23 protein-coding genes and 1 pseudogene are annotated in these 25,952 nt (G+C 40.2%); 14 read left to right on the top strand and 10 right to left on the bottom strand.

The window, feature by feature from the left end:
* Positions 1 to 63 precede the first annotated feature (63 nt).
* Positions 64 to 1,050, top strand: coding sequence for an L-threonylcarbamoyladenylate synthase (locus tag F777_RS0108985; protein ID WP_037369302.1), 987 nt, complete (start codon positions 64 to 66; stop codon positions 1,048 to 1,050).
* Here the strand turns inward: F777_RS0108985 and tpiA are convergent.
* On the bottom strand, positions 1,034 to 1,798 hold the full coding sequence (gene tpiA, locus F777_RS0108980; RefSeq protein WP_369791999.1) for a triose-phosphate isomerase: 765 nt from the start codon (positions 1,796 to 1,798) through the stop codon (positions 1,034 to 1,036). The genes F777_RS0108985 and tpiA overlap by 17 nt on opposite strands.
* Positions 1,792 to 2,988, bottom strand: a complete 1,197-nt coding sequence (locus tag F777_RS0108975) for a putative sugar nucleotidyl transferase (RefSeq protein WP_026751747.1) — start codon at positions 2,986 to 2,988, stop codon at positions 1,792 to 1,794. Before F777_RS0108975 ends, tpiA begins: the two co-directional genes overlap by 7 nt.
* A 72-nt stretch (positions 2,989 to 3,060) precedes the next feature.
* Between F777_RS0108975 and pruA the strand changes: the two genes are divergently transcribed.
* Positions 3,061 to 4,692, top strand: a complete 1,632-nt coding sequence (gene pruA, locus F777_RS0108970) for an L-glutamate gamma-semialdehyde dehydrogenase (protein WP_026751746.1) — start codon at positions 3,061 to 3,063, stop codon at positions 4,690 to 4,692.
* Between the two features lie 105 nt (positions 4,693 to 4,797).
* On the opposite strand, the gene F777_RS0108965 is transcribed toward pruA, so the two are convergent.
* Complete coding sequence (locus tag F777_RS0108965) at positions 4,798 to 5,304, bottom strand: fasciclin domain-containing protein (protein WP_235785915.1); 507 nt, start codon at positions 5,302 to 5,304, stop codon at positions 4,798 to 4,800.
* Between the two features lie 224 nt (positions 5,305 to 5,528).
* Here F777_RS0108965 and F777_RS0108960 point away from each other — a divergent pair, with 224 nt between their 5' ends.
* Genes F777_RS0108960 through F777_RS0108940 form a run of 5 tightly spaced genes read left to right on the top strand, consistent with a single transcriptional unit; the run spans position 5,529 to position 8,968 of the window.
* On the top strand, positions 5,529 to 6,005 hold the full coding sequence (locus F777_RS0108960) for a hypothetical protein (RefSeq protein ID WP_026751744.1): 477 nt from the start codon (positions 5,529 to 5,531) through the stop codon (positions 6,003 to 6,005).
* 47 nt (positions 6,006 to 6,052) lie between these two features.
* Positions 6,053 to 7,048, top strand: a complete 996-nt coding sequence (gene pdhA, locus F777_RS0108955) for a pyruvate dehydrogenase (acetyl-transferring) E1 component subunit alpha (protein WP_026751743.1) — start codon at positions 6,053 to 6,055, stop codon at positions 7,046 to 7,048.
* Positions 7,049 to 7,074: 26 nt separating this feature from the next.
* Complete coding sequence (locus F777_RS0108950) at positions 7,075 to 7,764, top strand: tetratricopeptide repeat protein (RefSeq protein ID WP_026751742.1); 690 nt, start codon at positions 7,075 to 7,077, stop codon at positions 7,762 to 7,764.
* Entirely contained in the window at positions 7,764 to 8,243 is a 480-nt protein-coding gene (gene ribH / locus F777_RS0108945; protein WP_026751741.1) for a 6,7-dimethyl-8-ribityllumazine synthase, read from the top strand. Before F777_RS0108950 ends, ribH begins: the two co-directional genes overlap by 1 nt.
* A gap of 5 nt (positions 8,244 to 8,248) precedes the next feature.
* Positions 8,249 to 8,968 (top strand): (Fe-S)-binding protein, encoded by a 720-nt coding sequence (locus F777_RS0108940; RefSeq protein WP_026751740.1) that lies wholly within the window; start codon positions 8,249 to 8,251, stop codon positions 8,966 to 8,968.
* Positions 8,969 to 9,000: 32 nt separating this feature from the next.
* Here the strand turns inward: F777_RS0108940 and rnr are convergent, their stop codons facing one another.
* Genes rnr through F777_RS0108925 form a run of 3 tightly spaced genes read right to left on the bottom strand, consistent with a single transcriptional unit; the run spans position 9,001 to position 12,608 of the window.
* Positions 9,001 to 10,962 (bottom strand): ribonuclease R, encoded by a 1,962-nt coding sequence (gene rnr, locus F777_RS16275; RefSeq protein ID WP_051408529.1) that lies wholly within the window; start codon positions 10,960 to 10,962, stop codon positions 9,001 to 9,003.
* Positions 10,943 to 12,052, bottom strand: a complete 1,110-nt coding sequence (gene lpxK, locus F777_RS0108930; RefSeq protein WP_026751739.1) for a tetraacyldisaccharide 4'-kinase — start codon at positions 12,050 to 12,052, stop codon at positions 10,943 to 10,945. The genes rnr and lpxK overlap by 20 nt, the downstream gene beginning before the upstream one ends.
* Positions 12,042 to 12,608: a 5-formyltetrahydrofolate cyclo-ligase gene (locus F777_RS0108925; RefSeq protein WP_026751738.1), complete on the bottom strand. Its 567-nt coding sequence runs from the start codon at positions 12,606 to 12,608 to the stop codon at positions 12,042 to 12,044. Before F777_RS0108925 ends, lpxK begins: the two co-directional genes overlap by 11 nt.
* Positions 12,609 to 12,702: 94 nt before the next feature.
* On the opposite strand from F777_RS0108925, the gene F777_RS0108920 reads away from it, so the two are divergent.
* Positions 12,703 to 14,346, top strand: a complete 1,644-nt coding sequence (locus F777_RS0108920; RefSeq protein WP_026751737.1) for a beta-N-acetylhexosaminidase — start codon at positions 12,703 to 12,705, stop codon at positions 14,344 to 14,346.
* Between the two features lie 54 nt (positions 14,347 to 14,400).
* On the opposite strand, the gene F777_RS0108915 is transcribed toward F777_RS0108920, so the two are convergent.
* From F777_RS0108915 to hutI, 3 genes are all read right to left on the bottom strand, one after another.
* Positions 14,401 to 14,604 (bottom strand): hypothetical protein, encoded by a 204-nt coding sequence (locus F777_RS0108915; RefSeq protein ID WP_026751736.1) that lies wholly within the window; start codon positions 14,602 to 14,604, stop codon positions 14,401 to 14,403.
* Between the two features lie 181 nt (positions 14,605 to 14,785).
* Entirely contained in the window at positions 14,786 to 15,838 is a 1,053-nt protein-coding gene (locus F777_RS0108910) for a formimidoylglutamase (protein ID WP_026751735.1), read from the bottom strand.
* 41 nt (positions 15,839 to 15,879) lie between these two features.
* Positions 15,880 to 17,115, bottom strand: coding sequence for an imidazolonepropionase (gene hutI / locus F777_RS0108905; RefSeq protein ID WP_026751734.1), 1,236 nt, complete (start codon positions 17,113 to 17,115; stop codon positions 15,880 to 15,882).
* 26 nt (positions 17,116 to 17,141) lie between these two features.
* Between hutI and F777_RS0108900 the strand changes: the two genes are divergently transcribed.
* The 3 genes from F777_RS0108900 (at position 17,142) to ctlX (ending at position 20,368) form a co-directional block, all read left to right on the top strand.
* Positions 17,142 to 17,828, top strand: a complete 687-nt coding sequence (locus tag F777_RS0108900) for a hypothetical protein (protein ID WP_026751733.1) — start codon at positions 17,142 to 17,144, stop codon at positions 17,826 to 17,828.
* 192 nt (positions 17,829 to 18,020) lie between these two features.
* Positions 18,021 to 19,454, top strand: coding sequence for an arginine deiminase family protein (locus tag F777_RS0108895; RefSeq protein ID WP_026751732.1), 1,434 nt, complete (start codon positions 18,021 to 18,023; stop codon positions 19,452 to 19,454).
* Positions 19,455 to 19,456: 2 nt separating this feature from the next.
* The gene (ctlX, locus tag F777_RS0108890; RefSeq protein WP_026751731.1) at positions 19,457 to 20,368 is read left to right on the top strand and encodes a citrulline utilization hydrolase CtlX; all 912 of its coding nucleotides are present in this window, start codon (positions 19,457 to 19,459) and stop codon (positions 20,366 to 20,368) included.
* Between the two features lie 51 nt (positions 20,369 to 20,419).
* Here ctlX and F777_RS0108885 read toward each other — a convergent pair whose 3' ends face one another.
* A complete protein-coding gene (locus tag F777_RS0108885; protein ID WP_026751730.1) occupies positions 20,420 to 21,304 on the bottom strand; it encodes an SDR family oxidoreductase in 885 nt (294 codons plus the stop codon).
* A gap of 138 nt (positions 21,305 to 21,442) precedes the next feature.
* Here F777_RS0108885 and pfkA point away from each other — a divergent pair, with 138 nt between their 5' ends.
* The 3 genes and pseudogenes from pfkA (at position 21,443) to F777_RS16265 (ending at position 25,696) form a co-directional block, all read left to right on the top strand.
* Positions 21,443 to 22,426 (top strand): 6-phosphofructokinase, encoded by a 984-nt coding sequence (gene pfkA, locus F777_RS0108880; RefSeq protein ID WP_026751729.1) that lies wholly within the window; start codon positions 21,443 to 21,445, stop codon positions 22,424 to 22,426.
* 26 nt (positions 22,427 to 22,452) lie between these two features.
* Positions 22,453 to 23,942, top strand: a pseudogene (gene pyk / locus F777_RS16270) (pyruvate kinase).
* Positions 23,943 to 24,037: 95 nt separating this feature from the next.
* Positions 24,038 to 25,696, top strand: coding sequence for a beta-N-acetylhexosaminidase (locus F777_RS16265; RefSeq protein WP_051408528.1), 1,659 nt, complete (start codon positions 24,038 to 24,040; stop codon positions 25,694 to 25,696).
* Positions 25,697 to 25,952 lie beyond the last annotated feature (256 nt).

Here is a 25,952-nt window from a genome sequence, read left to right as displayed (position 1 = left end):
GCAAAGATAGGTCTGGGAAGCTGAATTCAATGACAATTCAAACACAAGTTGTTAATTTTGCGTATGCAAACGGCCATTGGCACAGATATTACCATCGCAGCAGCGTTTTTACAGGCAGGAGAACTGGTGGCCATTCCCACAGAAACCGTCTATGGTTTGGCCGCAAACGCATTGGATCCGGCAGCTGTGGCCAAAATATACGCAGCTAAAAATCGCCCCAGTTTTAATCCCCTGATATTACACCTGGCCAATACCAATCAGATTACCGATTACGCCGAGGCAGATGAAATGAGCCTGAAACTGGCCCACCATTTTATGCCTGGTCCTTTGACTTTGTTATTGCCCAAAAAAAGCAATGTGCCTGATATCACTACTGCCGGCAGTCATAAACTGGCCATCAGAGTGCCTGATCAACCCTTGACCTTATCGCTGTTGAGCAAGTTGGCATTTCCGCTGGCAGCCCCCAGTGCCAATCCTTCCGGATATATCAGCCCAACCACTGCCCATCATGTGATGGATGGACTCCATGGTAAAATCCCCTATATATTAGACGGAGGGAGTACCAAAGTGGGATTGGAATCGACGATTTGTGAAGTGGCTGATAACCAAATTATTTTGCACAGAGCGGGAAGTGTTACTGCAGAAGAATTGAGTGCATTTAGCGGGCTTCCGGTGATACATAATTCAGCTATATCGCAACATGTTTCGCAGCAAGTTTCAGAAAATCAACCGGCCACACCCGGACAACTCAAGAGTCACTATGCGCCCCATACCCCTTTATTTATCGGAAATATTCCGCAATTACTACAGGAGCATGCGGGCAAAAAAATTGCGGTGATCAGTCTGGATACAGAATATGAGGGGGCTACCAATTTTAAACTGGCGACCGACCATCAACTATCAACAGCAGCCAGCCGATTGTTTGGAACCTTAAGAAAAATTGATCAGTCAAACTTCGACCTAATTCTTTCTGAAATATTTCCCAACGAAGGAATAGGCGTAGCTATCAACGACCGAATCAGCAGAGCACAGTTTATTTTAAAGCATTGATAATCGCCACAAATTCATCGGCAATTAAAGATGCGCCACCTACCAAACCACCGTCCACATCTGGCTGTGCAAACAATTCTACGGCATTGCTGGCTTTTACACTACCTCCGTACAGAATAGAAATCTGGTCTGCTGTTTCTTTACCATATTGATGAGCCAATTCAGCGCGAATAAACGCATGCATTTCCTGCGCCTGATCACTGCTGGCTGTTTTGCCGGTACCAATGGCCCAGATGGGTTCATAGGCAATCACCACTTTGGTAATATCAGCAGCAGATAAATGAAACAAAGATTCATTCAATTGGGTACCTACAAATTCATTCTGCTTTCCTGCTTCCCGAATTTGCAAAGGTTCTCCGCAACAAAAAATGGGGGTAACGCCATTCGCTAAACAGATATCAATTTTTTCTGCCAGAAAGGGATTGCTTTCGTTAAAATATTCTCTTCTTTCAGAGTGCCCCAATACCACATAATGCACACCGATGGATTGCAACATTTCTACAGAAATTTCACCAGTGTAGGCACCGCTTTTTTTGCTGTAACAGTTTTGAGCAGCCACTGCTACCCTTTCTTTATTTCCTAATTTTTCCTGTGCCATCATTAAATAAGGAGCCGGCACAGCAAATATGGCTTGCTGATTTTCCTTTAACGAATGGGGCTTTGCCAATAGGTCGTTAATCAATTGTTCCCCTTGCTGTAAAGTAAGATTCATCTTCCAGTTGGCTGCTGCGATTTGCTTTCTCATAATTGCTTGTTGTTTGTATAAATATATTGTAGAACGTTTATTTCTTCATTAGACATTTCTAGTCCCTTCAATCCCTTCCAGTTATTGATATCATGAATAGCCGATTCAATCTGGTACACTTTTCCTTTTAGTCCAAAACTAAAATGCGGAATAGAACTATGCAGGAGCCCTTCTCCAAACACATTGCAGCTGACACCAATCATAGATCCCGTGTTCAGGCTGGAGTTAATGGCCACCCTGGAATAATCTCCCATAATGACCCCGCACTTCTGACCAACAGGAATATACTCATTCAGTCCCATGCTGAATATTTTTATGGTACCAGCAGAATTTTTCAGATTGCTATTGCTGCTACCCGCCCCCATATTGCACCATTCCCCAATAACTGCGTCTCCCAAATATCCATCGTGTGCTTTATTGGAGTAACCCATGAGTACCGCATTTTTAATTTCACCACCACCCATGCAATAGGGCCCCAGTGTGGTTCCACCATATATGCGGCTGTTCATTTTAACCACTGAATTATAGCCAATGGAAAAAGGTCCTCTGATGGATGAGCCTTCCATGATTTCGGCTTTCTTACCAATATAAATGGGCCCCGTACTGGCATTTAACGTACAGTACTGCAAACGGGCACCGGGTTCAATAAAAATCTGATCATCCCCAATTGCGTTCACAGAAGCAGGAATGGGCATGGATTTTCTACCCTCGGTAATCCATATAAAATCTTTTCGAATCATGGCATCATTGATCTGCATGATTTCCCAGGGAAAACGAATTCGCTGCACACTGGCAACCTTATTGGCTTGTGTAAAATAGGCCGAGGTATCGGAGGGATTAAAACTGTTGAATGCAATGACCGCTTTCCCTGCCACCAATCCCTGTTCATCCATCAGACAATCACCGTTTTGAAGCAATTGTATTTGTTCAATCAGGGCATCATCCGGAATAACCGATGCATCAATCCATAAAAAAGCTTCTGCTGCAGCATCAGTAGGAAGCAACGTAGCATTTGCATCGGCATACAAACCCTGTAAATAGGGTGCTGTATGAATGGCGGCTGGTTGCTTCAGCAACAGTTCCCATCGCTCCTGAATACGCATTAAACCAAAATGAAAATGAGACAGCGCTTTGGTAGTGGAAAGCGGTGCCAGTAAATTCCTGTAAGAAGGATCAAAAAGGATTACAGCCATACACAAATGTAGCCAAAACCCAATAGAGTTTTATTTGTAACTTGCGGCCTCAAACCTTATAAATTTTCACCTATGAGTATTGGTACATTTTCATACCCGATGCCAACCAATGAACCGGTTCAGCAATTTGCACCAGGAAGTGCGGAGAAAGCAGCTTTGAAAAAAGCATTGGCCGAAGCCAAGAAAAAACAACTGGATATCCCTATGTATATAGGGGGTAAAGCAGTAAGAACAGACAAGAAAGTAGCGATTCATCCACCACATGAATTGTCTCATACATTAGGTCATTTCAATGCAGGGGAAGAAAAGCATGCGCATCAGGCCATTGCAGCTGCATTGCAGGCAAAGGATAAATGGGCTGCCCTTAGCTGGGAAAACAGAGCACATATCTTTTTGAAAGCAGCAGATTTATTAGCTACCAAATATCGCTATCAAATGCTGGCTGCTACTATGCTGGGACAAAGTAAAAATGCATTTCAGGCAGAAATCGACAGCACTTGCGAATTGATTGACTTCCTGCGTTTCAATGTACATTTCCTAAGTGAAATTTATAAGCAACAGCCAATCTCTGCTCCCGGCATGCACAATCGTTTAGAGTGGCGTCCTTTGGAAGGATTTGTATTGGCTGTAACGCCTTTCAACTTCACCGCAATTGGTGGTAACCTGCCTACTTCTGCTGCCATGTGTGGTAACGTGGTGGTTTGGAAGCCTGCCAATACACAAATTTATTCTGCACAATTGTTCATGCGCATTTTAAAAGAAGCAGGATTACCGGATGGTGTTATTAATCTTATCTATGTAGATGGTCCAACCATTGGTAAAGTTTGCTTCTCACACAGAGATTTTGCAGGGGTTCACTTTACAGGTTCAACCGGTGTATTCAATAATATGTGGAAGACCATTGGTGAAAATATGGGCATCTACAGAACCTACCCAAGAATTGTAGGTGAAACCGGTGGTAAGGACTTTGTAGTGGCACATAAATCTGCTGATGTGGATGCAGTGGTTACTGCACTGGCGAGAGGTGCTTTTGAATTCCAGGGACAGAAATGTTCTGCTGCATCCAGAGCCTATATCCCAAGCAACCTTGCTGATGAAATCTTAAAGAAACTGGTAGCTGCCGTAAATACCATGAAAGTGGGTACTGTTGAAGACTTCACCAATTTTGTGAATGCGGTAATTGATGAAAAAGCTTACAACAGCATTACCCGTTATATCATCAACGCAAAGAAGAACAAGAAAGTAAAAATTATTGCAGGGGGTAACTTCAGTAAAACCAAAGGATACTTTGTTGAGCCTACCGTAATTGTAACCAAGGATCCAAAATCAGTTACGATGTGCGAAGAAATTTTCGGACCTGTTTTAACCATTTATGTATACCCTGCAGAGCAATTTGAAAAGACTTTGCAACTGGTAGACAGTACTTCTCCTTATGCTTTAACCGGTGCCATACTTTCTCAGGACAGAGCAGCGGTTGAACTCGCTACCAATATGCTAAGAAATGCGGCTGGTAATTTTTATATCAATGACAAACCAACCGGCGCCGTTGTAGGTCAGCAGCCATTCGGTGGTGCAAGAGCATCCGGCACCAACGATAAGGCCGGTAGTGCATTGAACCTTTACAGATGGTTAAGTGCACGTACCATTAAGGAGACTTATAATCCTCCTGTACATTACGGTTATCCATTTTTACTGGAAGCTTAATACTTTTAATACATACGAAAGAGGCTGCTTACTCAAGCAGCCTCTTTTCTTTACCTATACCAACCTTCACTATTCAACCCTGCACAAAATCTTTCAGCAACATCATTATTTAGGTAATACCACAGTATCAATAACGTGAATCACACCATTACCCGCTTTTAAATCGGCAGCTACAACGGTTGCTAAACCCCCGTTTTCATCGGTCAATGTTACTTTTCCATCTTTTAATGTTACTGTTAAAGAATTACCTGCAACTGTTTTTACAACTGCTTTTCCTTTGCCATCTTTTACTGCTTTTATAACTGCAGCGGCATCCAAATTACCCGCAACAACATGGTAAGTCAATACTTTTGCCAAAGTAGCTTTGTTTTCAGGCTTTAATAAGTTACTGACTGTTCCTGCAGGTAATTTATCGAACGCTGCATTTACCGGTGCGAATACAGTAAACGGTCCAGCACTTTGTAAAGTTCCTACCAGGTCTGCCGCTTTTACAGCAGCTACCAATGTTGAGTGATCCTTTGATCCAACAGCAATATCCACTACTGTGTTCTGAGCAGTTACACTACCGAATAATCCCATTACGGCAACCATTGTCAAGGTTAAAATGCGCATTTTCATAATTTTTCTGTTTAATTTTTTATATCTAACTCATAAACAAGAAAAAGGTTTTAGCCGACAAGTCATTTTAGGGATGAACGGTAGCTATGTTGAGTAAATCAGTACAAATTTTTTGTTTGCCTTGCACAATTATGCCTGTGCTTTTCAATGGTTTTTAATTTCCCACTTGAAACAACTTTTTTTAAGACAGGCTTGTTAATTTAAAAAGTAAAAAAGTTATGGCTCATCCCAATCTGGTTTTAGTAGATGTATTAAGACAAACGGCTCAGCATTTAGCCAACGGTGCACCTTATGCCTGGGGCAATCATGGAGCCTGTAACTGTGGAAATTTATTACAGGTAGTAGCCAATGTGAGTAAGGAAGAAATACTGACCTATGCACATACAGGCTTTGGGGAATGGACTGAATTGGCAGAAGAGTTTTGCCCGGTGAGTAATACACCCGTAAACCTTTTAATTAAAAAATTGACCGATATCGGGCTCACACCATCAGATATCCATCACCTTGAATACCTCGACGACCGTTCCGTATTGGATAAATTACCGGGCGGCTTTCGCTGGCTGAAGCGGAATGTAAGGGAAGATGTTATTCTTTATTTCTCCACATTTGCGGATATTTTAGAGGAACAATACCTCGGCTCCATTCGTATCCCATATCCTCCTGAAGAACATATGGTTGGGGAATATGCTGGTTAGGGAACTATCAAGGATAACCCCTATATTTGCCATCAAAATTTTGAAAAGTGTCTACAAAGTTTTCTAAAGAAACCTACCTCTATTGGTATGAGCTAATGCAATTGATTCGCCAGTTCGAATTAAAAGCCGAAGAAATGTATAAAATGGCAGGAAAGATCCGCGGATTTTTCCACGCTTATGTGGGACAGGAAGCCATTGCAGCTGGTTGTATGACTGCTACTCAGGCAGACGATCCATTTATCACGGCTTATCGTGCTCATGGCTTAGCACTTGCCAAGGGAGTTTCAGCCAACGCTTGTATGGCTGAATTATACGGTAAAGCTACCGGTTGTGCAAAAGGTAAAGGAGGAAGTATGCACTTCTTCAGTGTAGAGCATAAATTCTTTGGCGGACACGGAATTGTAGGTGCACAAATTGGTACCGGTGCCGGTTTGGCTTTCGCTGAAAAATACAGGGGTACACAGAATGTGGTGCTTTGTTATTTTGGAGACGGTGCTGCCCGTCAGGGTATGTTACACGAAACCTTTAACCTGGCGATGCTTTGGAAATTACCGGTGATTTTCATTTGCGAGAATAACAACTACGCAATGGGTACTTCCATTGAAAGAACCAGTAATGTAATTGATATTTATAAACTGGCCGATGCATACGAAATGCCTGCTGATAAAGTGGATGGCATGACTGCAGAAGCGGTACACGATGCGGTAGCAAGAGCCGTTAAAAGAGCAAGAGAAGGAGATGGTCCTACCCTTTTAGAAATGAAGACCTACCGATACAAAGGACACTCTGTATCTGACCCTCAGAAATACAGATCCAAAGAAGAAGTAGAAGAATACAAAGACCAGGATCCTATTACCAAAGTTGCGAATACAATTTTAGAGAATGGTTTTGCTACCCAGGCTGAACTGGATGCCATAGATGCCAGAGTGAATGCAATGGTGGATGAATCTGTTCGTTTTGCAGAAGAAAGTCCATGGCCAAGTGATGATGAAGTATTGAAGGACGTGTACATTGACCAGAACTATCCTTTTATTGTTGACTAATTTACTAAACCGAATAATCAAATAGAATGAGCGAAAAACAAGCGCCTGAAATGGTAACCCAAGAGGCAGCGCATAAAGTAGAAACCACTTTCTCTAAAATCCAGAAACCATTGGCAATGGCTATTGCAGCCGTTTTGATCATTGGCGGAGGATGGTTTGCTTATCAGCAGTACGTAGTAAAACCCAAAGAAGAAAAAGCTGCAGAAGCTTTATTTAAAGCTGAGCAATACTTTGCTATGGATTCATCGAGACTGGTATTGAATGGCGACGGACAATACAAGGGTGTATTGAATGTAATCAGCAATTTTGGTGGAACTAAATCTGCCAACCTGGCTCATTACTATGCAGGAATCAGCTACCTTAAATTAGGTGAGTTTGAAAATGCAGTAAAGCACTTAAAAGACTTTTCTACAGATGCCAAGCAAATTCAGTTATTGGCTACCGGTTGTCTGGGTGATGCTTATGCCGAATTAAATAAAAAAGAGGAAGCGGTAGAAGCTTATAAGAAAGCTGCTGCTACTTTTGTAGAAGATGAAAACAACTCTTCTGAATATTTATTCCGTGCTGCCTTATTACTGGAGTCTACCGGTAAAACTGCAGAAGCTTTGGAATTGTACAAAGAAGTTAAAAACAAATTCCCTAAAACAGATAAAGGTTTTCAGGCAGATAAATACATTTATCGTCTGAGCAACGAAAAAAATGACCTTGCTGACTAATGGCTACTAAAGGAAATACTTTATTAAACAAAGGCATCCCCGCACCGAAGGATGCCTTTGTTGTTATCGTAAAAACAGAATGGAACAGCACCATCATTAATGCTTTGGAAAAGGGTGCTAAGAAAGTGCTGAAAGAGGCGGGTGTTACCGTAAAAACCCTTGTAGTACCCGGGGCTTTTGAATTGCCCTTTGGTGTAAAGCAGCATTATGCCTATGCCAAACGCACACCAGATGCATACATTGTATTGGGTGCCGTTATACAAGGCGATACCCCGCATTTCGACTATGTATGTAAAGGGGTAACAGATGGCATTATGCAATTAAACCTGCAGATAGATGTGCCGGTTATTTTCGGAGTATTGACTGTTTTAAACGAGCAACAGGCAATTGAAAGAATAGGTGGCGTTCATGGCCACAAAGGAGAAGAAGCTGCCATCACCGCATTGAAAATGATTCATCTGAATAGAACACTAAAATAATTTTGATGAACGTACAGATATTTGTCCCTTGCTTTATAGACCAGCTATATCCCAATGTAGCTTTCAATATGGTTAAAGTATTGCGAAAAGCGGGTTGTAAGGTTCATTACAACGCTTCACAAACTTGTTGTGGTCAGCCTGCTTTCAATGCTGGTTTTCATGGAGAAGCCAAGGAAGTCTGTACCAAATTCTTACAAGACTTTGAAGGGGCCGACTATATTGTTGCCCCAAGTGCCAGCTGTGTCGGGTTTGTAAAGAACTATTACTCGCAGTTATTTGAAAATTCAGCTTATAAAAACCAGGCCTCTAAAATAGGAACTAGAATTTTTGAATTTTCTGACTTCCTGGTAAATGTGCTAAAGCAAATTGATTTTGGAGCCAGTCTGGAAGCCACCGCCACTTACCATGATAGCTGTGCCGCATTAAGAGAGTGCAAAATTAAACAAGAGCCTCGTTTGTTACTAAGCCGGGTGAATGGGCTGGAGCTAAAAGAAATGAACGACGTGGAAACCTGTTGTGGATTCGGAGGCACTTTTGCCGTAAAATTTGAACCCATTAGCATTGCTATGGGCAGCCAGAAAATAAACAATGCTTCTGATACGGGTGCTACTGTTCTGATTAGTACAGATATGAGTTGCCTCATGCATATAGACGGATGTGCCAGACACGAAGGCAAAAACATTCAGATGATGCATCTGGCCGATGTTCTGGCCAGCGGCTGGTAGCCTTTCAATATATCATAAACTGGAACATTAACTTATCCTAATTCCCATTCAAAATCTAATTGTCGTTTTTCCAGATTGGCAGCTACTAACCTAACTGTTACTTTGTCGCCCATTTTAAATATGCGACCACTCCTTCTTCCCACCAAACTATATTCCGATTCAACGAGTCTGAAATCATCGTAGTCACTAAGGCTTACAATACTTACCAGCCCTTCACATTTATGCTCAATGGTTTCTACAAAAAATCCAAAACTGGTAACCCCACTTACCACACCTTCAAAACACTCTCCAATGAATCCCTGCAAAAATTCAACCTGCTTGTATTTATTTCCTGCTCTTTCACATTCCATTGCTGCCCTTTCCCTTTCACTGGTATGTTTACATTTCTCGGGCATTTTCTTGTCTACCTTGGGGGCATCATCTAGAACAGACTGCAAGACTCTATGCACTAAAATATCCGGATACCTTCTGATGGGAGAAGTAAAATGACAATAGTGTTCGAATGCAAGCCCGTAGTGGCCAATATTATCAGGTGTATAAATGGCTTTTGCCATGGTTCTGATGCCCAGCTGTTCCAACACATGCTGTTCCGGTTTTCCCGCTGCATCTTTTAACATCTGGTTAAAACTATGTGCAATGGATTGTGGACTGCTGATATCAAATCCATGGCCATATTTTTTAGCATATTGAATAAAGGGTGCCAGTTTTTCTTCATCAGGTTGATCATGCACGCGGTATGGAAAAGGAATCGGTTTTCCGTTCACCGATTTTTTGGCAATATTTTCGGCTACTGTTCTATTAGCCAGCAACATGAGTTCTTCAATTAATTGATGCGACTCTTTACTTTCTTTTACTACAATTCCTATGGGAGTACCCTTCTCATCCAGTTTAAACCGTACTTCCTGAGAGGAAAAATTAATGGCCCCCTTACTGAAACGTTTCTTTCTTAATTTCTGTGCAATATCATTTAACAGCAGAATTTCTTCCTTATAAAGTCCTTCCTTGGTTTCAATGATTTGTTGTACGTCTTCGTAAGTATAGCGATGATCGGAGTGTATCACCGTTCTTCCCAACCAATACTGCTTTACCTCTCCCTGTGCATTCATCTGAAAAATGGCAGAGAAGGTAAGCTTGTCTTCCTTAGGTCTTAAAGAACAGAGTTGATTAGAAATATGTTCAGGTAACATAGGATTAACACGGTCCGGAAGATACACGGAAGTAGCCCTTTTATAAGCTTCTTCATCCAACGCCGTGTCTGGTTCAACATAATGACTAACATCCGCAATATGAACCCCTATTTCATATTTGTTATCTCCCAATTGTCTTAAAGATATTGCATCGTCAAAATCTTTTGCATCAACAGGATCAATGGTAAAAGTCAATACATTTCTGCAATCCTTTCTTCTGGCCACTTCCTCTTCTCCAATGATATCCGGCAACCTTCCCACTTCTTCCATTACTTCATCCGGAAAGGAAATCGGAAATCCTGCTTCGGTTAAAATTTCTTTCATGGCAGCATCATTCGGACTATCATTTTCCAAAAGACTTACTACTTCTCCAACTGGTTTTTTATCATCTTTTTCCCACCGAACCAATCGCACCAATACTTTGTCTTTGTGTTTAGCTCCATTAATCGATTGAAGAGGAATGTATAAATCTGGCATGGGTTTGTCCGAATCGGGCACAAAAAAAGCATGGTGAGCAGACACTTGCAAATGACCTATAAATTCCGTTTGTTTTCTTGAAACTACTTCTGTAATCTTTCCTTCCCTTTTTCCTGTTCTGCTATTTTCCTTTATAATTTTAACCCTGACAATATCTCCATTCAAAGCTGTCAGGAAATCATTGGGTTTAACCAACACATCGCCACCCTCGTCGTCAATGATAACATATCCCATACCGGAACGCGTTACTTCGAGTCTTCCTTTTGGCGTATGAACCGTAATAGTTTTGGCTTTACGTTTCTGTTTAGATTTAGGCTTTTTCGAGCTCATGTTCAGGTGTAATGGGTTTAAAAGGGAAATGTTGAATGAAATTAATCAGTTGATCGTTTAGTTGCCAGGACTCATCAAATAAAATTCTGTGTCTGATTGGGATAACAAAAAATGGCATCGACTTTAATTCTTCCTTAAACTTAATCAATCGAACGGCATCTTTCTCAGTAGTTACAATCAGTTTTCTTTCTGCAGAAATATCATCAAAAAGCTGTTTGATTTCTTTTAAATCGTCAATAGAAAAGATATGATGATCTGCATAATCCTGCTGATAATAAGTTTTGGCCTTCTGCAGCAAAAAGTCTTTTAATGGTTTGGGATTGGCGATTCCACATACCAGCATCACTTCATCCAGAGAGTTAATTGCATACTGAATATTAGCATCACAAATATGGTATGGAATGCCATATTCAATAGTGCTAAAATAAACACGCTGTTCTGGCAGTGGCTGCAAGTCTTTTATGATGGCTTCTTTCGTGGATTCGTCTAAATCAGCCGGACACTTGGTAACAATAATTACCTGTGCGCGTTTGGCCGATGCCCATTCATCTCTTAAATCACCCGTAGGTAAAAAAAAGTCACTGGTGTATAAATTACTATACTCAGTTAGCAGTATGTTAAACCCTGCTTTAACAGTACGGTGTTGAAACGCATCATCTAATATTATACCCTGCAAATCAGGATGATCCTGTAATAAATGCGGAATTGCAACAATTCTTTCCTCTCCTACTGCTACCGCCACATGTGGAAATTTCAATGCAAATTGCATAGGTTCATCCCCAATTTCCAATGCAGTAGTTGCTTCATTGGCCAATGCATACCCCTTGGTCCGGCGCTTGTAGCCCCTGCTCAAAGTTGCCATTTTAAACTTGGGGCTCAGCAAAGTCAACAGATATTCTACCATGGGAGATTTGCCTGTTCCCCCTACGGCCAGATTGCCTACACATATGATGGGAAAATTAAATTCAGCTGATTTTAAAATTTGCCTGTCGAACAACCGATTTCTGATAACAATGATTAATCCATACAGCGCTGCCAGCGGCAATAACAATACTCTGAATGATTTAAGAAAAAGGGTATTAAAATTCATAAATACGATTAGGGGTAACCCCTATATGTAAAGGTATATCAAATTCATGGGTGTCGCTAATCAAAGGGATAGGATCGAAATAAGAAAAACCCATCAAAACGGTGTGTTCGGCTTTTTCTGCCAGATAACGATCGTAGTAGCCTTTACCAAACCCTACCCGATAACCTGCTTCATCAAAAACCAGTAATGGAACCAGCACCAGATCAATATCTTTAAGCTCAAGCCTGTCACCCTCTTTGGGCTCTGTAATGCCAAGTGAATTGGAAACATATACAGTATCTTCATTAATGCATATAGCTTCCATTTTATGTTCATCTCTGACTACCGGATAGGCAAGTTGTAATTCCGGAATCATATGTCTTAAAAAACCGTTGAATAAATGGGTATTGGGCTCTGCTTTGTGTGGCATAGGCCAATACGTTAATACCGTATGAATACCTTCAAAAGAAAATTGCTGGAATTGGATCAATAGCAAATCATCCATTTTAAGTTGTTCGGGACCATGCAAAGCTTTTCTTTTTTGCAAATAGATTTCTCTTATCTGAGATTTATTCATTTGGCTTGCTTTGTTTTTGCAAATACTGCAATGCAATTTACCTATAAACCCCTCAATTTTATATTTTTACCAAATCTATATCTTCTCCAATACCATGAAAAAACTATTTCCTCTTTTATTTAGCTGGTTATTCGCAATAGGGACAATTGCACAATCTGCAAATCAAATCATACCTAAGCCAAATTTCATCAGCTATCCCCATGTTCCAACCCCATTTCAGATACAGGAATCTAGCATCATTTATTATGATCCTACTTTTACCAATCAGGCTACTTATTTAAGTGAGGCAATTCTTCAACAATCTGGTCTTTCATTAATGAAAAGCATGTTGAATGCAAGTACCTTTCTTCAAAAAGACAAGGGCATATATCTTTTATTGAATAACCATCTGTCTAATGAAAAATATACAATCTCCATTCATTCTGAAAAAATAGTAATTGAATCTGCAGGAATCCGGGGAATCATCAATGGGATTCAAAGTTTACTTCAGTTAATTCCTTTGAAAAAGCAGGAAAAGATTTCTCTTGAACCTGTTTACATAGAAGATGAACCCCGATTTGCATACAGAGGCATGCACCTTGATGTTGTCCGCCATATTTTTCCGGTATCCTATATCAAAAAATACATCGACTATTTAACCTTTCACAAATTCAACACATTTCATTGGCACTTAACGGACGACCAGGGCTGGAGAATTGAAATGGAAAGTTATCCCAAATTAAATTCCATCGGGGCTTACAGGGAAGAGACCCTAATTGGTCATTTCAAGGATCAGCCTGCTAAATATGATGGCCAACGATATGGAGGCTATTATACAAAAGCAGAAATAAAGGACATTATTGCTTATGCCACAGTCAGGGGTATTACCATCATTCCTGAAATTGATATACCGGGTCATAGCAGGGCAGCCATAGCTGCCTATCCGGAACTCAGCACCCGCCCCGATACCAATTGGAAAGTAGCTACTACCTGGGGCATGTATAACAGGCAAAACAATGTACTGGCACCCACGAAAGCAAGTTTTGAATTTCTGAATAAAGTTTTTTCAGAATTAGCCGATTTATTTCCCTCTCCATACATTCATGTTGGTGGAGATGAATGCAGTAAAATCTGGTGGAAACAGGATCCCGCTACACAGGCTTTTATGAAAGCCAATGGAATCAAAAACGAAACCGCTTTACAAACTTATTTTATTGAATACGTAGCCAATATATTGAAAAGAAAAGGGAAACAAACCATTGGCTGGCATGAAATAAATGAAGGAGAACTCGACACCAGTACCATCGTGATGAACTGGGGCACAGACAAACAAGCCATAGAAGCTGCAACAAAAGGATTCAGTGTAATCAATACCCCTGGTAAACTTTTTTACTTTGATCATTATCAATCGCTGGATCCAAAGGATAGTCTGGCTATACATGGCTACAATCCATTAGAAGCCGTTTATCGTTATAATCCTATTCCAAAATCCATTTCAGATAAAGGACTTGAAAGTAAAATCATTGGAGGACAAGCCAATGTGTGGACCGAATACATGGAGAATGAAAAGAAAGTAGATTATATGATTTTTCCGAGAATGACCGCACTAAGTGAAGTTTTATGGTCAAAGCCTGAAAAACTTAACTATACTGATTTTTTGAAAAGACTAAAAACAAATGCGATTCCCCGTTATGAATTCTGGAATAGCAGCTGGTTCAAAAATTATAATATCTGGGATTTATCTAAAGCCCCAAAATAAAAAGTTCCCGCAACATTGAGTCGATGTGCAGGAACTAAAACCATTAGTCAGGTATTAAAACTGAGATTTGAAATTTCTGTTAGCAGACTTCATTTCTCTGTGGATTTTCCACAAATCAACAGCACGAAATGCTTTCTTCTTTTCTTCTCTGTTCTGAACAAACATTTCTGTTGCTAAAGTTTCTTTTACTTCCTGTACTAAATCATTTAAATGCGCCTTATCTATCTGCACGATAGAAGGCATAACTTCGCCTTTCATTGTATTACTATTTTATTTTTTACAAATGTTGTTTGAGCCGGGTAAGAAATGCTGATAAAAACCCTGAAATAGAATGGCCTTCTATTAGTCTACCTGTGAAAAACCGATATAAAACTGCTCAATTGCGCCGCAAAAGTACGACGTAATCAATTAGTAGAAAAATTAAACTGTAAAATAAAAGTTAATATATCATCTGCCCTTTTATAAAATCGCTGACCAGATAACTGATTAGCTTTCCCGTACCTGCGTCTTTCTCGCCATTGGTTAATTGTACAGCGCCCTCAGATATATGCAGATAAGCGGCTTTGGTATCCGCAGCTGCATATTGAATATATTGTCTTGCCTGAACAGGTGTAATACCCACTTTGGATTGGGCACTGGACAACACACCCGCAACTGAATCCAGATCGAGTTCAATTCCACAAAGCGTATCATCCGTAAAAGAGGTAGCATGAGCAACTGCTTGTAAAAAAGTTCTTTTTTCATGGATGAATATGTCTTCGTATGTGATGCAATCAATAAATGGATTGTTCACCATATCCATCCATACATTCTGTGGAATATAATTTTCATGTATGCCAATAACACAATACTTCTCCAGATAACCATCTTCCTCGGCATAAGTAAATCCATTACCGCTATGTCTTCCTTCCATGGGTCTGAAATCGGCATGTGCATCCAGGTTAATCGCATTGATTTGTGCAATGGGTATTACGCCTGCTTTATAAAAACCTTTCGCCGCTCCCTTGATGCAGGGATAAGCATTGTTGTGACCTCCTCCAATAACGATGGGCATTTTTTTACTCTGGGTAATGATATGAATGATTTGCTCCACAGCATCATCAATGGTATTCACTGCGTGACGATAGGCTTCCATTTTCTCCTCTGAATTCAATGCGTTCTGATCAATTACTGAAGCAATGGAAGAGAAATCAAAATGCCCCAGTACCAGTATATTGCTTCCTTCCAGAAAATCATTGCTTTGAATATTCAGAAATGCATGGAGAAATGAAAGCCATGCACTGTCTGTACCACCAATCCCCCCGTTGGCTTTTACACCGATATCTTCCGGAATACCCAGAATAATATAATCAGCTGAACTGGCTTTTAGACTTTCTTCCAGATTGGATGGATTAGAAACGACCTGGACACGCTCTCCCAGCTTAGTCTCAAAACGACGGATTCGGGTAACCGAAAGTATATCCTGCTTGTTATAGAAACGAAAGTATTGCATGCCGGGAAATTTAATTTTGACAATTAATTACTTAAATATAACTAAATAAAACGACCATTGATCATCACTTTGTCAATAAGATTATTGCCAAAAGAATAAGGAATATAAGCCAGAGATGGAACCGGCTTCGTAAAAATAAGATTGGCTCTTTTTCCAGGCGTTATACTGCCCAACTCCTCTCCCAGTTCCATGGCATATGCTCCATTAAGGGTTGCTGCATTGATGGCTTCTTCCGGCAGCATGCGCATTTGAATACAACTTAAAGCAACCACAAAATTCATATTCCCGCTTGGGCTGGATCCTGGATTGTAATCGGAAGCAAGCGCAATCGCTGCATTGGCATCCAGTAATTTTCTGGCAGGCTGATAGGGCATTCTTAAAAAGAAAGCCGCTGTAGGCAATAAAGTACCAATGGTGTTTGAGCCACTCAACGCTTGAACAGCATCTTCATCCATTGTTTCCAGGTGATCCACTGAAACAGCGTTTAAGGCTACACCCAACTGAACGCCTCCGGAAGCGTGCAACTGGTTCGCATGTATTTTAGGCTTTAATCCAAAAGCAATCCCGGCTTTACAGATTCGCTCCGTTTCTTCTACATTAAAAAACCCCTGCTCACAAAAAACATCTATATAGTCCGCCAGTTTTTCTTTGGCAATGACTGGCAGCATTTCATTCACGATTTCTGAAATATAGCCTTCATGATTTTCTTTGTAAGCCAGAGGATAGGTATGGGCGCCCAGAAAACTGGCTTTTACCGGAATAGGTGCCGCTTCTTTTATGCGCTGAATAACCCTTAACATTTTTAATTCCTGCTCCGTATTCAGACCATATCCGCTTTTTATTTCAATGGCACCGGTTCCCAACTGCATTAAAGATTGCAATCGGGTCATAGCTCTTTTGAACAATTCGTCTTCGCTGCAATTGGCCAGCTTACGGGCTGAATTCAAGATTCCACCGCCTTTCGCAGCAATGGCTTCGTAACTCAACCCTTTAATTTTATCTACAAATTCTTCCTCACGGGTTTCAGCAAATACCAGATGAGTATGACTGTCACACCAGGCAGGCATTACCATTGCTCCTTTGGCATCTATCCATTCGTCGGCCTGCTCGTCTTTGTTCAATTCCTGCATGGGGCCATAGCGAAGAATTTTTCCATCTTCAATCATCAGATACGCATCAGCAATAGAGGGTAACAAAGCCAATTCAGCACCGCGTAAAACATTTGTATGCATTCTGGTGTTAACCAGCAGTTGAATATGATGCACAATCGATTTCATGATTGAAATTTAGTTTAATTTACTGTATGATTGCAACTTTACATATTGTCAGGTACCCTGCTTTTTTAGGCTGGGCCGGTTTTTTGTCGATGGCAATATTCAGATTACCCTTGTGGCTGAACAGAAAAATATCTTTTTATAAATTGATGGGCTGTGGTAAAAACGGAAGTTTTGATAAGACCCCGGATCTACGCCAGTGGGCATTATTGCTGGCTTCCAATAATGAAAATTTCACCACTCCGTTAATGATTAAAAGCTGGTGGCGATTTTTTGGATGCGAAATATGGGAATTGGAATTAGAGCCCATTGAAGGTCATGGCACCTGGGATCAAAAAGCTGTTTTTGGAAATTTACCCAAACAGACTGCATACGAAGGCCCTATCTGTGTATTAACAAGAGCAACCATCAGATTATCACAATTAGGAAGATTCTGGTCGCATGTAGATGCCATTGCCGGTCAAATGGCCGGAGCAAAAGGTTTTATTACTTCTATTGGGATTGGCGAAGTCCCCTGGATTAAACAGGCCACTTTCAGTATCTGGGAATCCAAAACTGCCATGAAGGAATTTGCCTATAAAATGCAGGAACATGCTTCCGTTATTAAGAAAACCTACCAGGAAAAATGGTACAGCGAAGACATGTTTGTCCGTTTCAGACCCATAAAATCAACCGGTTCTTTAAAGGGCAGATTGCCATTTGAAATAAAATTGTAATTTCAATTTGTGAATCATTGTACCACCATATCATTTTTAACTGCACATTTTGCATGGATGTACCATGGATTAAACCCCATGCCCGATCACTGACGTAGCTCCTCAACCCATTCTGTTTACTTATTACTTCCCATTATTTTTACTCAACTGTAATCAACGTGTATGCCATGCATATGCCTAAAATAAATTATTATGAAAGTTTCCGTAACATCAGAAATTGGAACCTTAAGAAGATTATTGGTACATAGTCCAGACAGCGGTCTGGGAAAAGTAGTTCCTTCCAAAGCACAGGACTGGCTATTTGAAGACATCGTTCATTTAGCTACCATCAGAAAAGACGAATACGATTATTATACCAAAGTCCTTTTATACTTCCTTGATCCGGAGAAAATAAAAGGCAAATTAAGTCAGATAGATTCTGAAGCAGAGAACAGGGCATTTTACAAACCCGAGCATCCGAATTTTTACAGATCAGACAAAGTGATTGAATTGCAATGGCTGTTGGCAGACTTACTACAGAATGAAGCCATCAAAACACAGTTGGTTTCTTCTATTTGTGCCATTGAGGGATGTACCTATCAGACACAAAATGAACTCCTGACCTATGAGCCTAATGAGCTGGCCAAGACCTTGATTTCCGGAACCTCCTCAAACATGCAATTGCTGTTTGCCCCCATACCCAATTTTATTTTCACCCGCGATTTGGGTATAACCATCAAGGATCATGTGCTGTTGAATAAACCTGCCAAAAAAGCCAGAACCAGAGAGGCTTTGCTGGCAAAATATATTTTCTTCAATCATCCGCTTTTTGCTGAGTTCACAGAAAAAATTATTGAACTGTCCGATTCACATCACAGCTTCCTGCTTCCCAAAGAAGACGACGAGAGAAAAATCACCCTTGAAGGTGGCGATATCATGGTGGTTAGTGAAAACCATATCCTGGTAGGCGTAAGTGAAAGAACTTCTTCTGAAGCGGCAGTTAAAATTACCCAGACCCTTTTTGAAATGGGTCTGATGGATAAAGTAACAATTGTAAAAATTCCGAAGAAAAGAGACTACATGCATATTGACACGGTGTTTACACAGGTCAAAAGAAATGTATGGGTAATGCTGGGGAATTTTTCAAGGAAGGCGGTAAAGCACGAAGATGAAACGGCAGTTGAAAGAATACTGGAAATTAAAAAAGAAGAAAAAATAAAAATCCTCCAGTTTCACAGAAACAAACCCGAAGAACCCATTGCTTTTGAAAGTTTAGAAGACCTGTTGATAGACATTAGCAAAGTAGACCTGCAGTGTAAAGAAGATGTTCAGATTATTTTCTCAGGGAATAATGAATTTCCTTACAGCGCAAGAGAACAATGGACAGATTCCTGCAATTTGCTCGCATTGAAAGAGGGCGTTGTATTGGGATATGACAGGAACGACAAAACCACAGAAGCTTTTAAGAATGCAGGCTTCACAATTATTGGGGTTAAAGAACTGTTGCAACAACTGGAATCGGGCAGTTTAACAACGGATCAGATAAAAGACACATTCATTCTAATGCCATCTGCAGAGTTATCCCGTGCACGCGGTGGATTCCATTGCATGAGTATGCCATTGTGGAGAGAACCTTTAAACAAGTAATTATGCAACACACGAGTCATCTTTTAATGATAAAGCCGGTGAATTTCAGCTTTAATGCGGAAACAGCCGTCAACAATAGTTTCCAAACACCAACTGAAGAAAAAAACATTCAGGAAAAAGCAAGGATGGAGTTTGAAGCTTTTATACAGACACTTACAGCAAATGGCATAGATGTAACGGTTGTAGAAGACACACCCAATCCCTATACCCCGGACTCTGTTTTTCCGAACAACTGGATTTCCTTTCACGAGGACGGGAGCATTTGCCTCTATCCTATGTTTGCCCTAAACAGAAGAAAGGAAAGAAAGCCTACGGTCTTGTCTGCAATTGCCGAAAAATTCAATATTGCTAAGACCCATGATTTTACTGCCAACGAAGAAAACAATCTTTTTCTGGAGGGCACCGGGAGCATGGTTCTCGACAGAGAAAACAGAATCGCTTATGCCTGTTTGTCTCCGAGAACTGATATAAAAGTCTTAGAACAATTTTGTGCTAAAATGAACTACAGGCCTGTTGCCTTTACATCAGTGGATATGGCTGGAGATCCCATCTATCACACCAATGTGATGATGTGTGTGGCAGATGAATATGTAATCATTTGCCTGGAGTCTGTAAAAGACCCGAAGGAAAAGGAAATGATTGTTAGTCAAATTCATACTACAGGCAAAAAAATAATTGAAATCAGTTTTGGCCAGATGAACCATTTTGCCGGTAATATGCTGCAGGTACACAACAACAAGGGACAAAAATTTCTGGTGATGTCGAGTCAGGCCTATCATGCACTCCAGGCAACACAGGTGAAAGAAATTGAAAAGTTTAATCCCATTTTACACAGCGACATTAAAACCATCGAAACCAATGGTGGCGGAAGTGCCCGATGCATGATGGCAGAAGTCTTTCTGCCATTAAAATGAGAAATTTTCAAAATCATTTAAGCAAACAGCTACTATTACTTGCAAGCAGACTTACTTTGAAAAAGATAAATGAACCCCCTCTGAAAAAGAGCGGGGTTTATAATTTAAAACCCTTCTGGCTTTCTCAATCTGCAAACCCGACCGTTTTGCTCTGACAACTGGTTCCGGAAAAGTGCTACTGTCAACTGGTGTAATCAGGGTTTGATCGAGTAACAAAACTTTGGCAACCTGAAGGGCCATTTCGTAAGGTGTAATTATTTCAGGGCCAGCAAGGTGAAATACACCCGTTTGGTTTTGTTCTAAAATAGCCTGAATCCCAACACAGATATCCATGATATAAGTGGGGGTTCTGTATTGATCATTCACTACTTTGATGGGTTTGCCCTGCAGCAATTGTTGCTGTACCCACTGAATAAAACTGGGCCTCCCGTTGATATGTTGCGGGCCGTACATGAAAACAGGTCTAACAATTACTGCATCCGGAATATGCTCCTTCACCCATTGTTCTGCTTTCCATTTGGAAACGCCGTAAAAATTAAGAGGGTCCGGATAATCCTCTTCGCTGTGCGGTCCATTTTCTCCAAAAATAAAATCCGTAGAAAAATAGATAAATCTGGCATTTACTTTCTTTGCTGCTTCTCCTAATTGAATAGTTGCTTCTACATTATGCCTGAGACACTCTTCTCTATTGATATCACATTCATCTGGTTTACTCATGGCAGCAACATGAATAATCCAATCGGGTTTTACAGCATCAACTACCTCCACCACCGAACTAACATTCGTTAGTTCACAAGCATGATAATTTATTCCTGAATGTTGTACCATACGGGAAGGACCACGAGAAACTGCATACACTGAAAAACCTTTATCAGCAAGGAATACAGCCAAATGCTGACCAGTAAAACCATTGGCACCTGTTACCATTATTTTCATACTACAATGCTACGAAAAAACCATTACGAACACTACAAGGCAATGTGAGTTCAAATTCGTATTTTTGGAACTCCGTGTAAAGCATACACATTATTTACATTTTGTAAACGGATCTATTTATCATTGAGATTGTAAAACATGGGCAATAAAAAAGTCAGCAAGATTGGAGTTTTAACATCGGGGGGAGATGCCCCGGGCATGAATGCCGCCATAAGAGCAGTAGTAAGAACCGGATTATACCATGGATTGGAAGTATTTGGCATCATGCGAGGTTACATCGGCATGATAGACGATGATATTTTTTCAATGAACTCCAGGTCGGTTGCCAATATTATACAAAGAGGCGGAACCGTATTAAAAACAGCCCGTTCCATGGAATTCATGGAACATGAGGGAAGAAAAATAGCTTACGAAAATCTAAAGAAAAGAGGAATAGACGGATTGGTCATCATTGGTGGTGATGGTAGTTTTAAAGGGGCACAAAAATTCAGTAATGAATTTGATATCCCTTGTATTGGATTGCCCGGCACAATTGATAAAGACATCGCGGGAAGTGATTTCACCATTGGATTTGATACGGCAGTGAATACAGCTGTTGGTGCCATTGATAAAATCAGAGATACTGCTGATGCACACGACAGACTTTTCATTGTAGAAGTTATGGGTAGAGATGCCGGTTACATTGCATTGCACAGCGGTATTTCAACAGGTGCTGAGAATATTCTGATTCCTGAAACAGAAACGGATATTGAAGCTTTGATTACTTCATTGTCAGAGCAGGAAAAAAGAAAAAAACTGGTAAACATTATTGTTGTTGCCGAAGGTGATAAATACGGTGCGAATGAAATTTCCAGTATCATCAAAAAAAGATTGCCTCAGGCCGATACAAGAGTGTGTATTTTAGGTCATATACAAAGAGGCGGATCCCCTACTTGTTTAGACCGACTAATTGCCAGCCGTATGGGATTTGCAGCAGTTGAATGTTTACTAAATGGAACCAATAATGTAATGGTGGGCATTTTAAATAATCAGCTACACTATACCCCATTGGATCACGCAATCAAAGCAAAACAAAAAATTTCGGAAGACTGGTTAAAAATTGTAAAAATCCTGGCCAGTTAATCCCCCCTAAAAAATAAAATAACACGATGTCAAAGAATTTAGAGAAGTACTTACACAAGAACATGGACAAGGCAGCAGGTGTAAAACACGTGATGCATAAAACTAAGATTGTCGCTACAGTTGGGCCTGCCTGTGATTCATATGATCAGCTATTAGATCTGGTAAAAGCAGGAGTGAATGTTTTCAGATTAAATTTCTCTCATGGAAGCCATGAAGACAAACTAGCTATTATTGAGCATATCAGAAATATCAATAAAACACAACCCTATAATATTGCCATTCTTGCCGATTTACAAGGGCCTAAATTGAGAGTAGGCGAAATTGAAAACAATGCTTTGGATTTGCAGATAGGTGATATTTTAACTTTCACCAATGAGAAATGCATTGGCACAAAAGAAAAATTTATGTCTCCTATCCCAACCTTGCAGGTGATGTGGTAATTGGTAATACCATCATGATTGATGATGGAAAAATTGAAGTGAAAGTTTCAGGCATTGAAAAAAATGGAGATGTTAAAGTGGTAGTTACTTTGGGTGGTATACTTTCTTCAAAAAAAGGGCTAAACTTACCAGATACAAAAATTTCTTTACCAGCATTAACGGAAAAAGATCTGGCTGACCTTGAATTCATTATTGAACAACAGTTAGACTGGGTGGCTTTAAGTTTTGTAAGAAGCGTAAAAGACATTGTAATTTTAAGAAGCAAGCTCGACGAAAAGAAAAGCAAAACCAAGATTATTGCAAAAATTGAAAAGCCTGAAGCCCTGGTTAATATCCGTGATATTATTATTGAAAGTGATGCAATCATGGTAGCACGTGGCGACCTGGGTGTTGAATTGCCAGTAGAACAGATTCCATTGATTCAGAAAGAACTGATTCGCAAATGTATTCACAGGGCCAAACCAGTTATTGTAGCAACACAAATGATGGAGAGCATGATTGATCGTGTTAAGCCCAACAGAAGTGAAATTACCGACGTTGCCAATGCAGTATTGGAAGGAGCAGATGCTGTTATGTTGAGTGGTGAAACTGCTGCAGGTAAACACCCAGCATTGGTGGTAGAAACCATGCGTAAAATTATTGCAGAAGTAGAGAAAAACGAATACAGATACAATCGTTCAGAAGATTTGAAACCACAACCTCATTCACCTTCTTTCTACAGCGATGCTGTATGTTATAATGCAGCGAAAATGGCAGAAGATGTTTCAGCCAATGCATTGGTGGGAATGACACAGAGTGGTTATACTGCTTTTATGCTTAGCAGTTACAGGCCATCTTCTCCCCTGTTTATTTTTACCAAAGAGAAATCCCTGGTAAATCAGCTTAGCTTAAGTTGGGGTGTAAGGGCTTTCTACTATTCTGAAGAAGAAAGCCTGGACGATATCGTTGCAGATCAAATTGATATTTTAAAACAAAGAGGCTTTCTTAAGTCAGGTGATTCGGTGATTAATACAGGTAGTACCCCGGTGGATCAGCATTTACCTACCAACTTAATTAAATTAACACGCGTAGTATAAATACGGATTTAATATTTATAAGACAATTAAATAGAAAAGATTCCTCATTCAGGGGAATCTTTTTTATTTTTATCACTTAACGATTAATCATGCTAATGAAATACCTATTTCTTGCCATTTCTTGTCTTTTCAGTTTTGCTACATTTGCCCAGCAAAGCCCAATAATTCCACAACCAGCAGAACTTAAAGTGGGTCAAGGAAATTTTCTAGTGAATAGTAAAACAGTCATTGTAACAAAGGGGGGTGGATTGGACAAATCTGCCAATTTTTTACAGGGGTACATAAAGAAAATGTACGGATTGGTTTTACCTATATCAACTACTGCAGAATACAAGGGCAATATTGTTTTATCTTATGCACGCATGGATTATGGCATTCCAGGCGCTTACCAGATGGAAATAGATAAGAACGGAGTAGTGATTGAGGGAGACAATGAAGCCGGAGTATTTTATGGTGTTCAGTCACTGATTCAATTGTTCCCATTCAGCAAAACAACCAGTCTTAGTATTCCACAGTTATCAGTAAAAGATCAACCCAGATTTGCTTACAGAGGCATGCACTTAGATGTGGCCAGACATTTCTTTCCGGTAGACTTTATAAAAAAGTACATCGACTTCATTGCCATGCATAAAATGAATACTTTTCATTGGCATTTGACAGAAGACCAGGGCTGGAGAATTGAGATTAAAAAATATCCAAAGCTAACTGAAATTGGAGCCTATAGAAATGGTACTACCATCGGAAGATATCCGGGTACAGGCAATACGAATACTCGCTATGGTGGGTATTATACACAGGAACAAATTAAAGAAATAGTAAAATATGCTGCTGACAGATATGTTGAAGTGATTCCTGAAATAGAATTACCGGGTCACTCTTCTGCCGCCATTGCCGCCTATCCTGAGTTGAGTTGTTTCCCTGATTCAAGCACAAAAGTTCCTGCAAAAGTAGCCTGGAACGGATCCAGAACCGGAAAACAGGTACAACAAACCTGGGGTGTATTCGAAGATGTTTTTGCCCCTACAGAAACAACTTTTAAATTCCTTGAGAATGTATTTGATGAAGTGATTCAATTATTCCCTTCAAAATATATTCATATTGGTGGTGACGAATGTCCGAAGGAAGCCTGGAAGAAATCTGCCTTTTGCCAGCAGTTAATCAAAGAAAAGGGGCTGAAGGATGAACATGAACTGCAGAGTTACTTTATTCAGCGTATAGAGAAATATTTAAACAGTAAAGGAAAACAAATCATTGGTTGGGATGAAATTCTGGAAGGAGGTCTTGCACCCAATGCAACTGTAATGAGCTGGAGAGGCGAGCAAGGTGGTATTGAAGCCGCCAAACAAAAACACAATGTTATTATGACACCAGGCGGCTGGATGTATTTTGATCACAAGCAAACCAAAAATGAAGACTCTGTTACTATTGGCGGTTACACAACTGTTCAAAAAGTATATAGTTACGACCCAATTCCTAAAGCCCTAACAGCAGCAGAAGCTAAATATGTATTAGGTGCACAAGCCAATGTTTGGACAGAATACATGACGAATACGGCAAAAGTGGAATACCAGATTTTCCCCAGGATGAGTGCCTTGAGTGAGGTTTTATGGACGCCAAAGGAGAAAAAAGACTGGAACAATTTTGAAAAAAGACTATTGCATCAGTTCAAGCGATATGATTGGATGGGGCTGAATTATTCAAAAGCCTATTTTGATCCCGCCAATAATAGCACGGAAAACAGCAAAAAACCTTAAAAAACCGCAAAATATATATCATAATCCTGCTTTTTTGGGAAGCTTTAATGTAAATTAGCCATGCAAAATCGTTTAACAATGGTGGACTCTTTCGAAAAAATAGAAGTCAAAATTTATCCAACGCCAGCGGATGGCTCCATTTATGCAGCTCAGGTAATTGCTCAATTAATCAGGGATAAGGCTGCGAATGGCGAGAAGGTGGTATTGGGGCTGGCAACCGGCTCTACTCCGATTAAAATGTATGCCGAACTGGTAC

The organism is Sediminibacterium sp. C3, from assembly GCF_000508085.1.
Classification (GTDB): Bacteria; Bacteroidota; Bacteroidia; order Chitinophagales; family Chitinophagaceae; genus Sediminibacterium.
This window is presented reverse-complemented; position numbering and strand designations above follow the sequence as displayed.

Coding starts and splice junctions, on each gene's coding strand:
- F777_RS0108985 (WP_037369302.1), top strand. CDS start 64: ATGCAAACGGCCATTGGCACAGATATTACCATCGCAGCAGCGTTTTTA.
- F777_RS0108975 (WP_026751747.1), bottom strand. CDS start 2,988: ATGGCTGTAATCCTTTTTGATCCTTCTTACAGGAATTTACTGGCACCG.
- pruA (WP_026751746.1), top strand. CDS start 3,061: ATGAGTATTGGTACATTTTCATACCCGATGCCAACCAATGAACCGGTT.
- F777_RS0108965 (WP_235785915.1), bottom strand. CDS start 5,304: ATGCGCATTTTAACCTTGACAATGGTTGCCGTAATGGGATTATTCGGT.
- F777_RS0108960 (WP_026751744.1), top strand. CDS start 5,529: ATGGCTCATCCCAATCTGGTTTTAGTAGATGTATTAAGACAAACGGCT.
- F777_RS0108950 (WP_026751742.1), top strand. CDS start 7,075: ATGAGCGAAAAACAAGCGCCTGAAATGGTAACCCAAGAGGCAGCGCAT.
- ribH (WP_026751741.1), top strand. CDS start 7,764: ATGGCTACTAAAGGAAATACTTTATTAAACAAAGGCATCCCCGCACCG.
- F777_RS0108940 (WP_026751740.1), top strand. CDS start 8,249: ATGAACGTACAGATATTTGTCCCTTGCTTTATAGACCAGCTATATCCC.
- rnr (WP_051408529.1), bottom strand. CDS start 10,962: ATGAGCTCGAAAAAGCCTAAATCTAAACAGAAACGTAAAGCCAAAACT.
- lpxK (WP_026751739.1), bottom strand. CDS start 12,052: ATGAATTTTAATACCCTTTTTCTTAAATCATTCAGAGTATTGTTATTG.
- F777_RS0108925 (WP_026751738.1), bottom strand. CDS start 12,608: ATGAATAAATCTCAGATAAGAGAAATCTATTTGCAAAAAAGAAAAGCT.
- F777_RS0108920 (WP_026751737.1), top strand. CDS start 12,703: ATGAAAAAACTATTTCCTCTTTTATTTAGCTGGTTATTCGCAATAGGG.
- F777_RS0108915 (WP_026751736.1), bottom strand. CDS start 14,604: ATGAAAGGCGAAGTTATGCCTTCTATCGTGCAGATAGATAAGGCGCAT.
- F777_RS0108910 (WP_026751735.1), bottom strand. CDS start 15,838: ATGCAATACTTTCGTTTCTATAACAAGCAGGATATACTTTCGGTTACC.
- hutI (WP_026751734.1), bottom strand. CDS start 17,115: ATGAAATCGATTGTGCATCATATTCAACTGCTGGTTAACACCAGAATG.
- F777_RS0108900 (WP_026751733.1), top strand. CDS start 17,142: ATGATTGCAACTTTACATATTGTCAGGTACCCTGCTTTTTTAGGCTGG.
- F777_RS0108895 (WP_026751732.1), top strand. CDS start 18,021: ATGAAAGTTTCCGTAACATCAGAAATTGGAACCTTAAGAAGATTATTG.
- ctlX (WP_026751731.1), top strand. CDS start 19,457: ATGCAACACACGAGTCATCTTTTAATGATAAAGCCGGTGAATTTCAGC.
- F777_RS0108885 (WP_026751730.1), bottom strand. CDS start 21,304: ATGAAAATAATGGTAACAGGTGCCAATGGTTTTACTGGTCAGCATTTG.
- pfkA (WP_026751729.1), top strand. CDS start 21,443: ATGGGCAATAAAAAAGTCAGCAAGATTGGAGTTTTAACATCGGGGGGA.
- F777_RS16265 (WP_051408528.1), top strand. CDS start 24,038: ATGAAATACCTATTTCTTGCCATTTCTTGTCTTTTCAGTTTTGCTACA.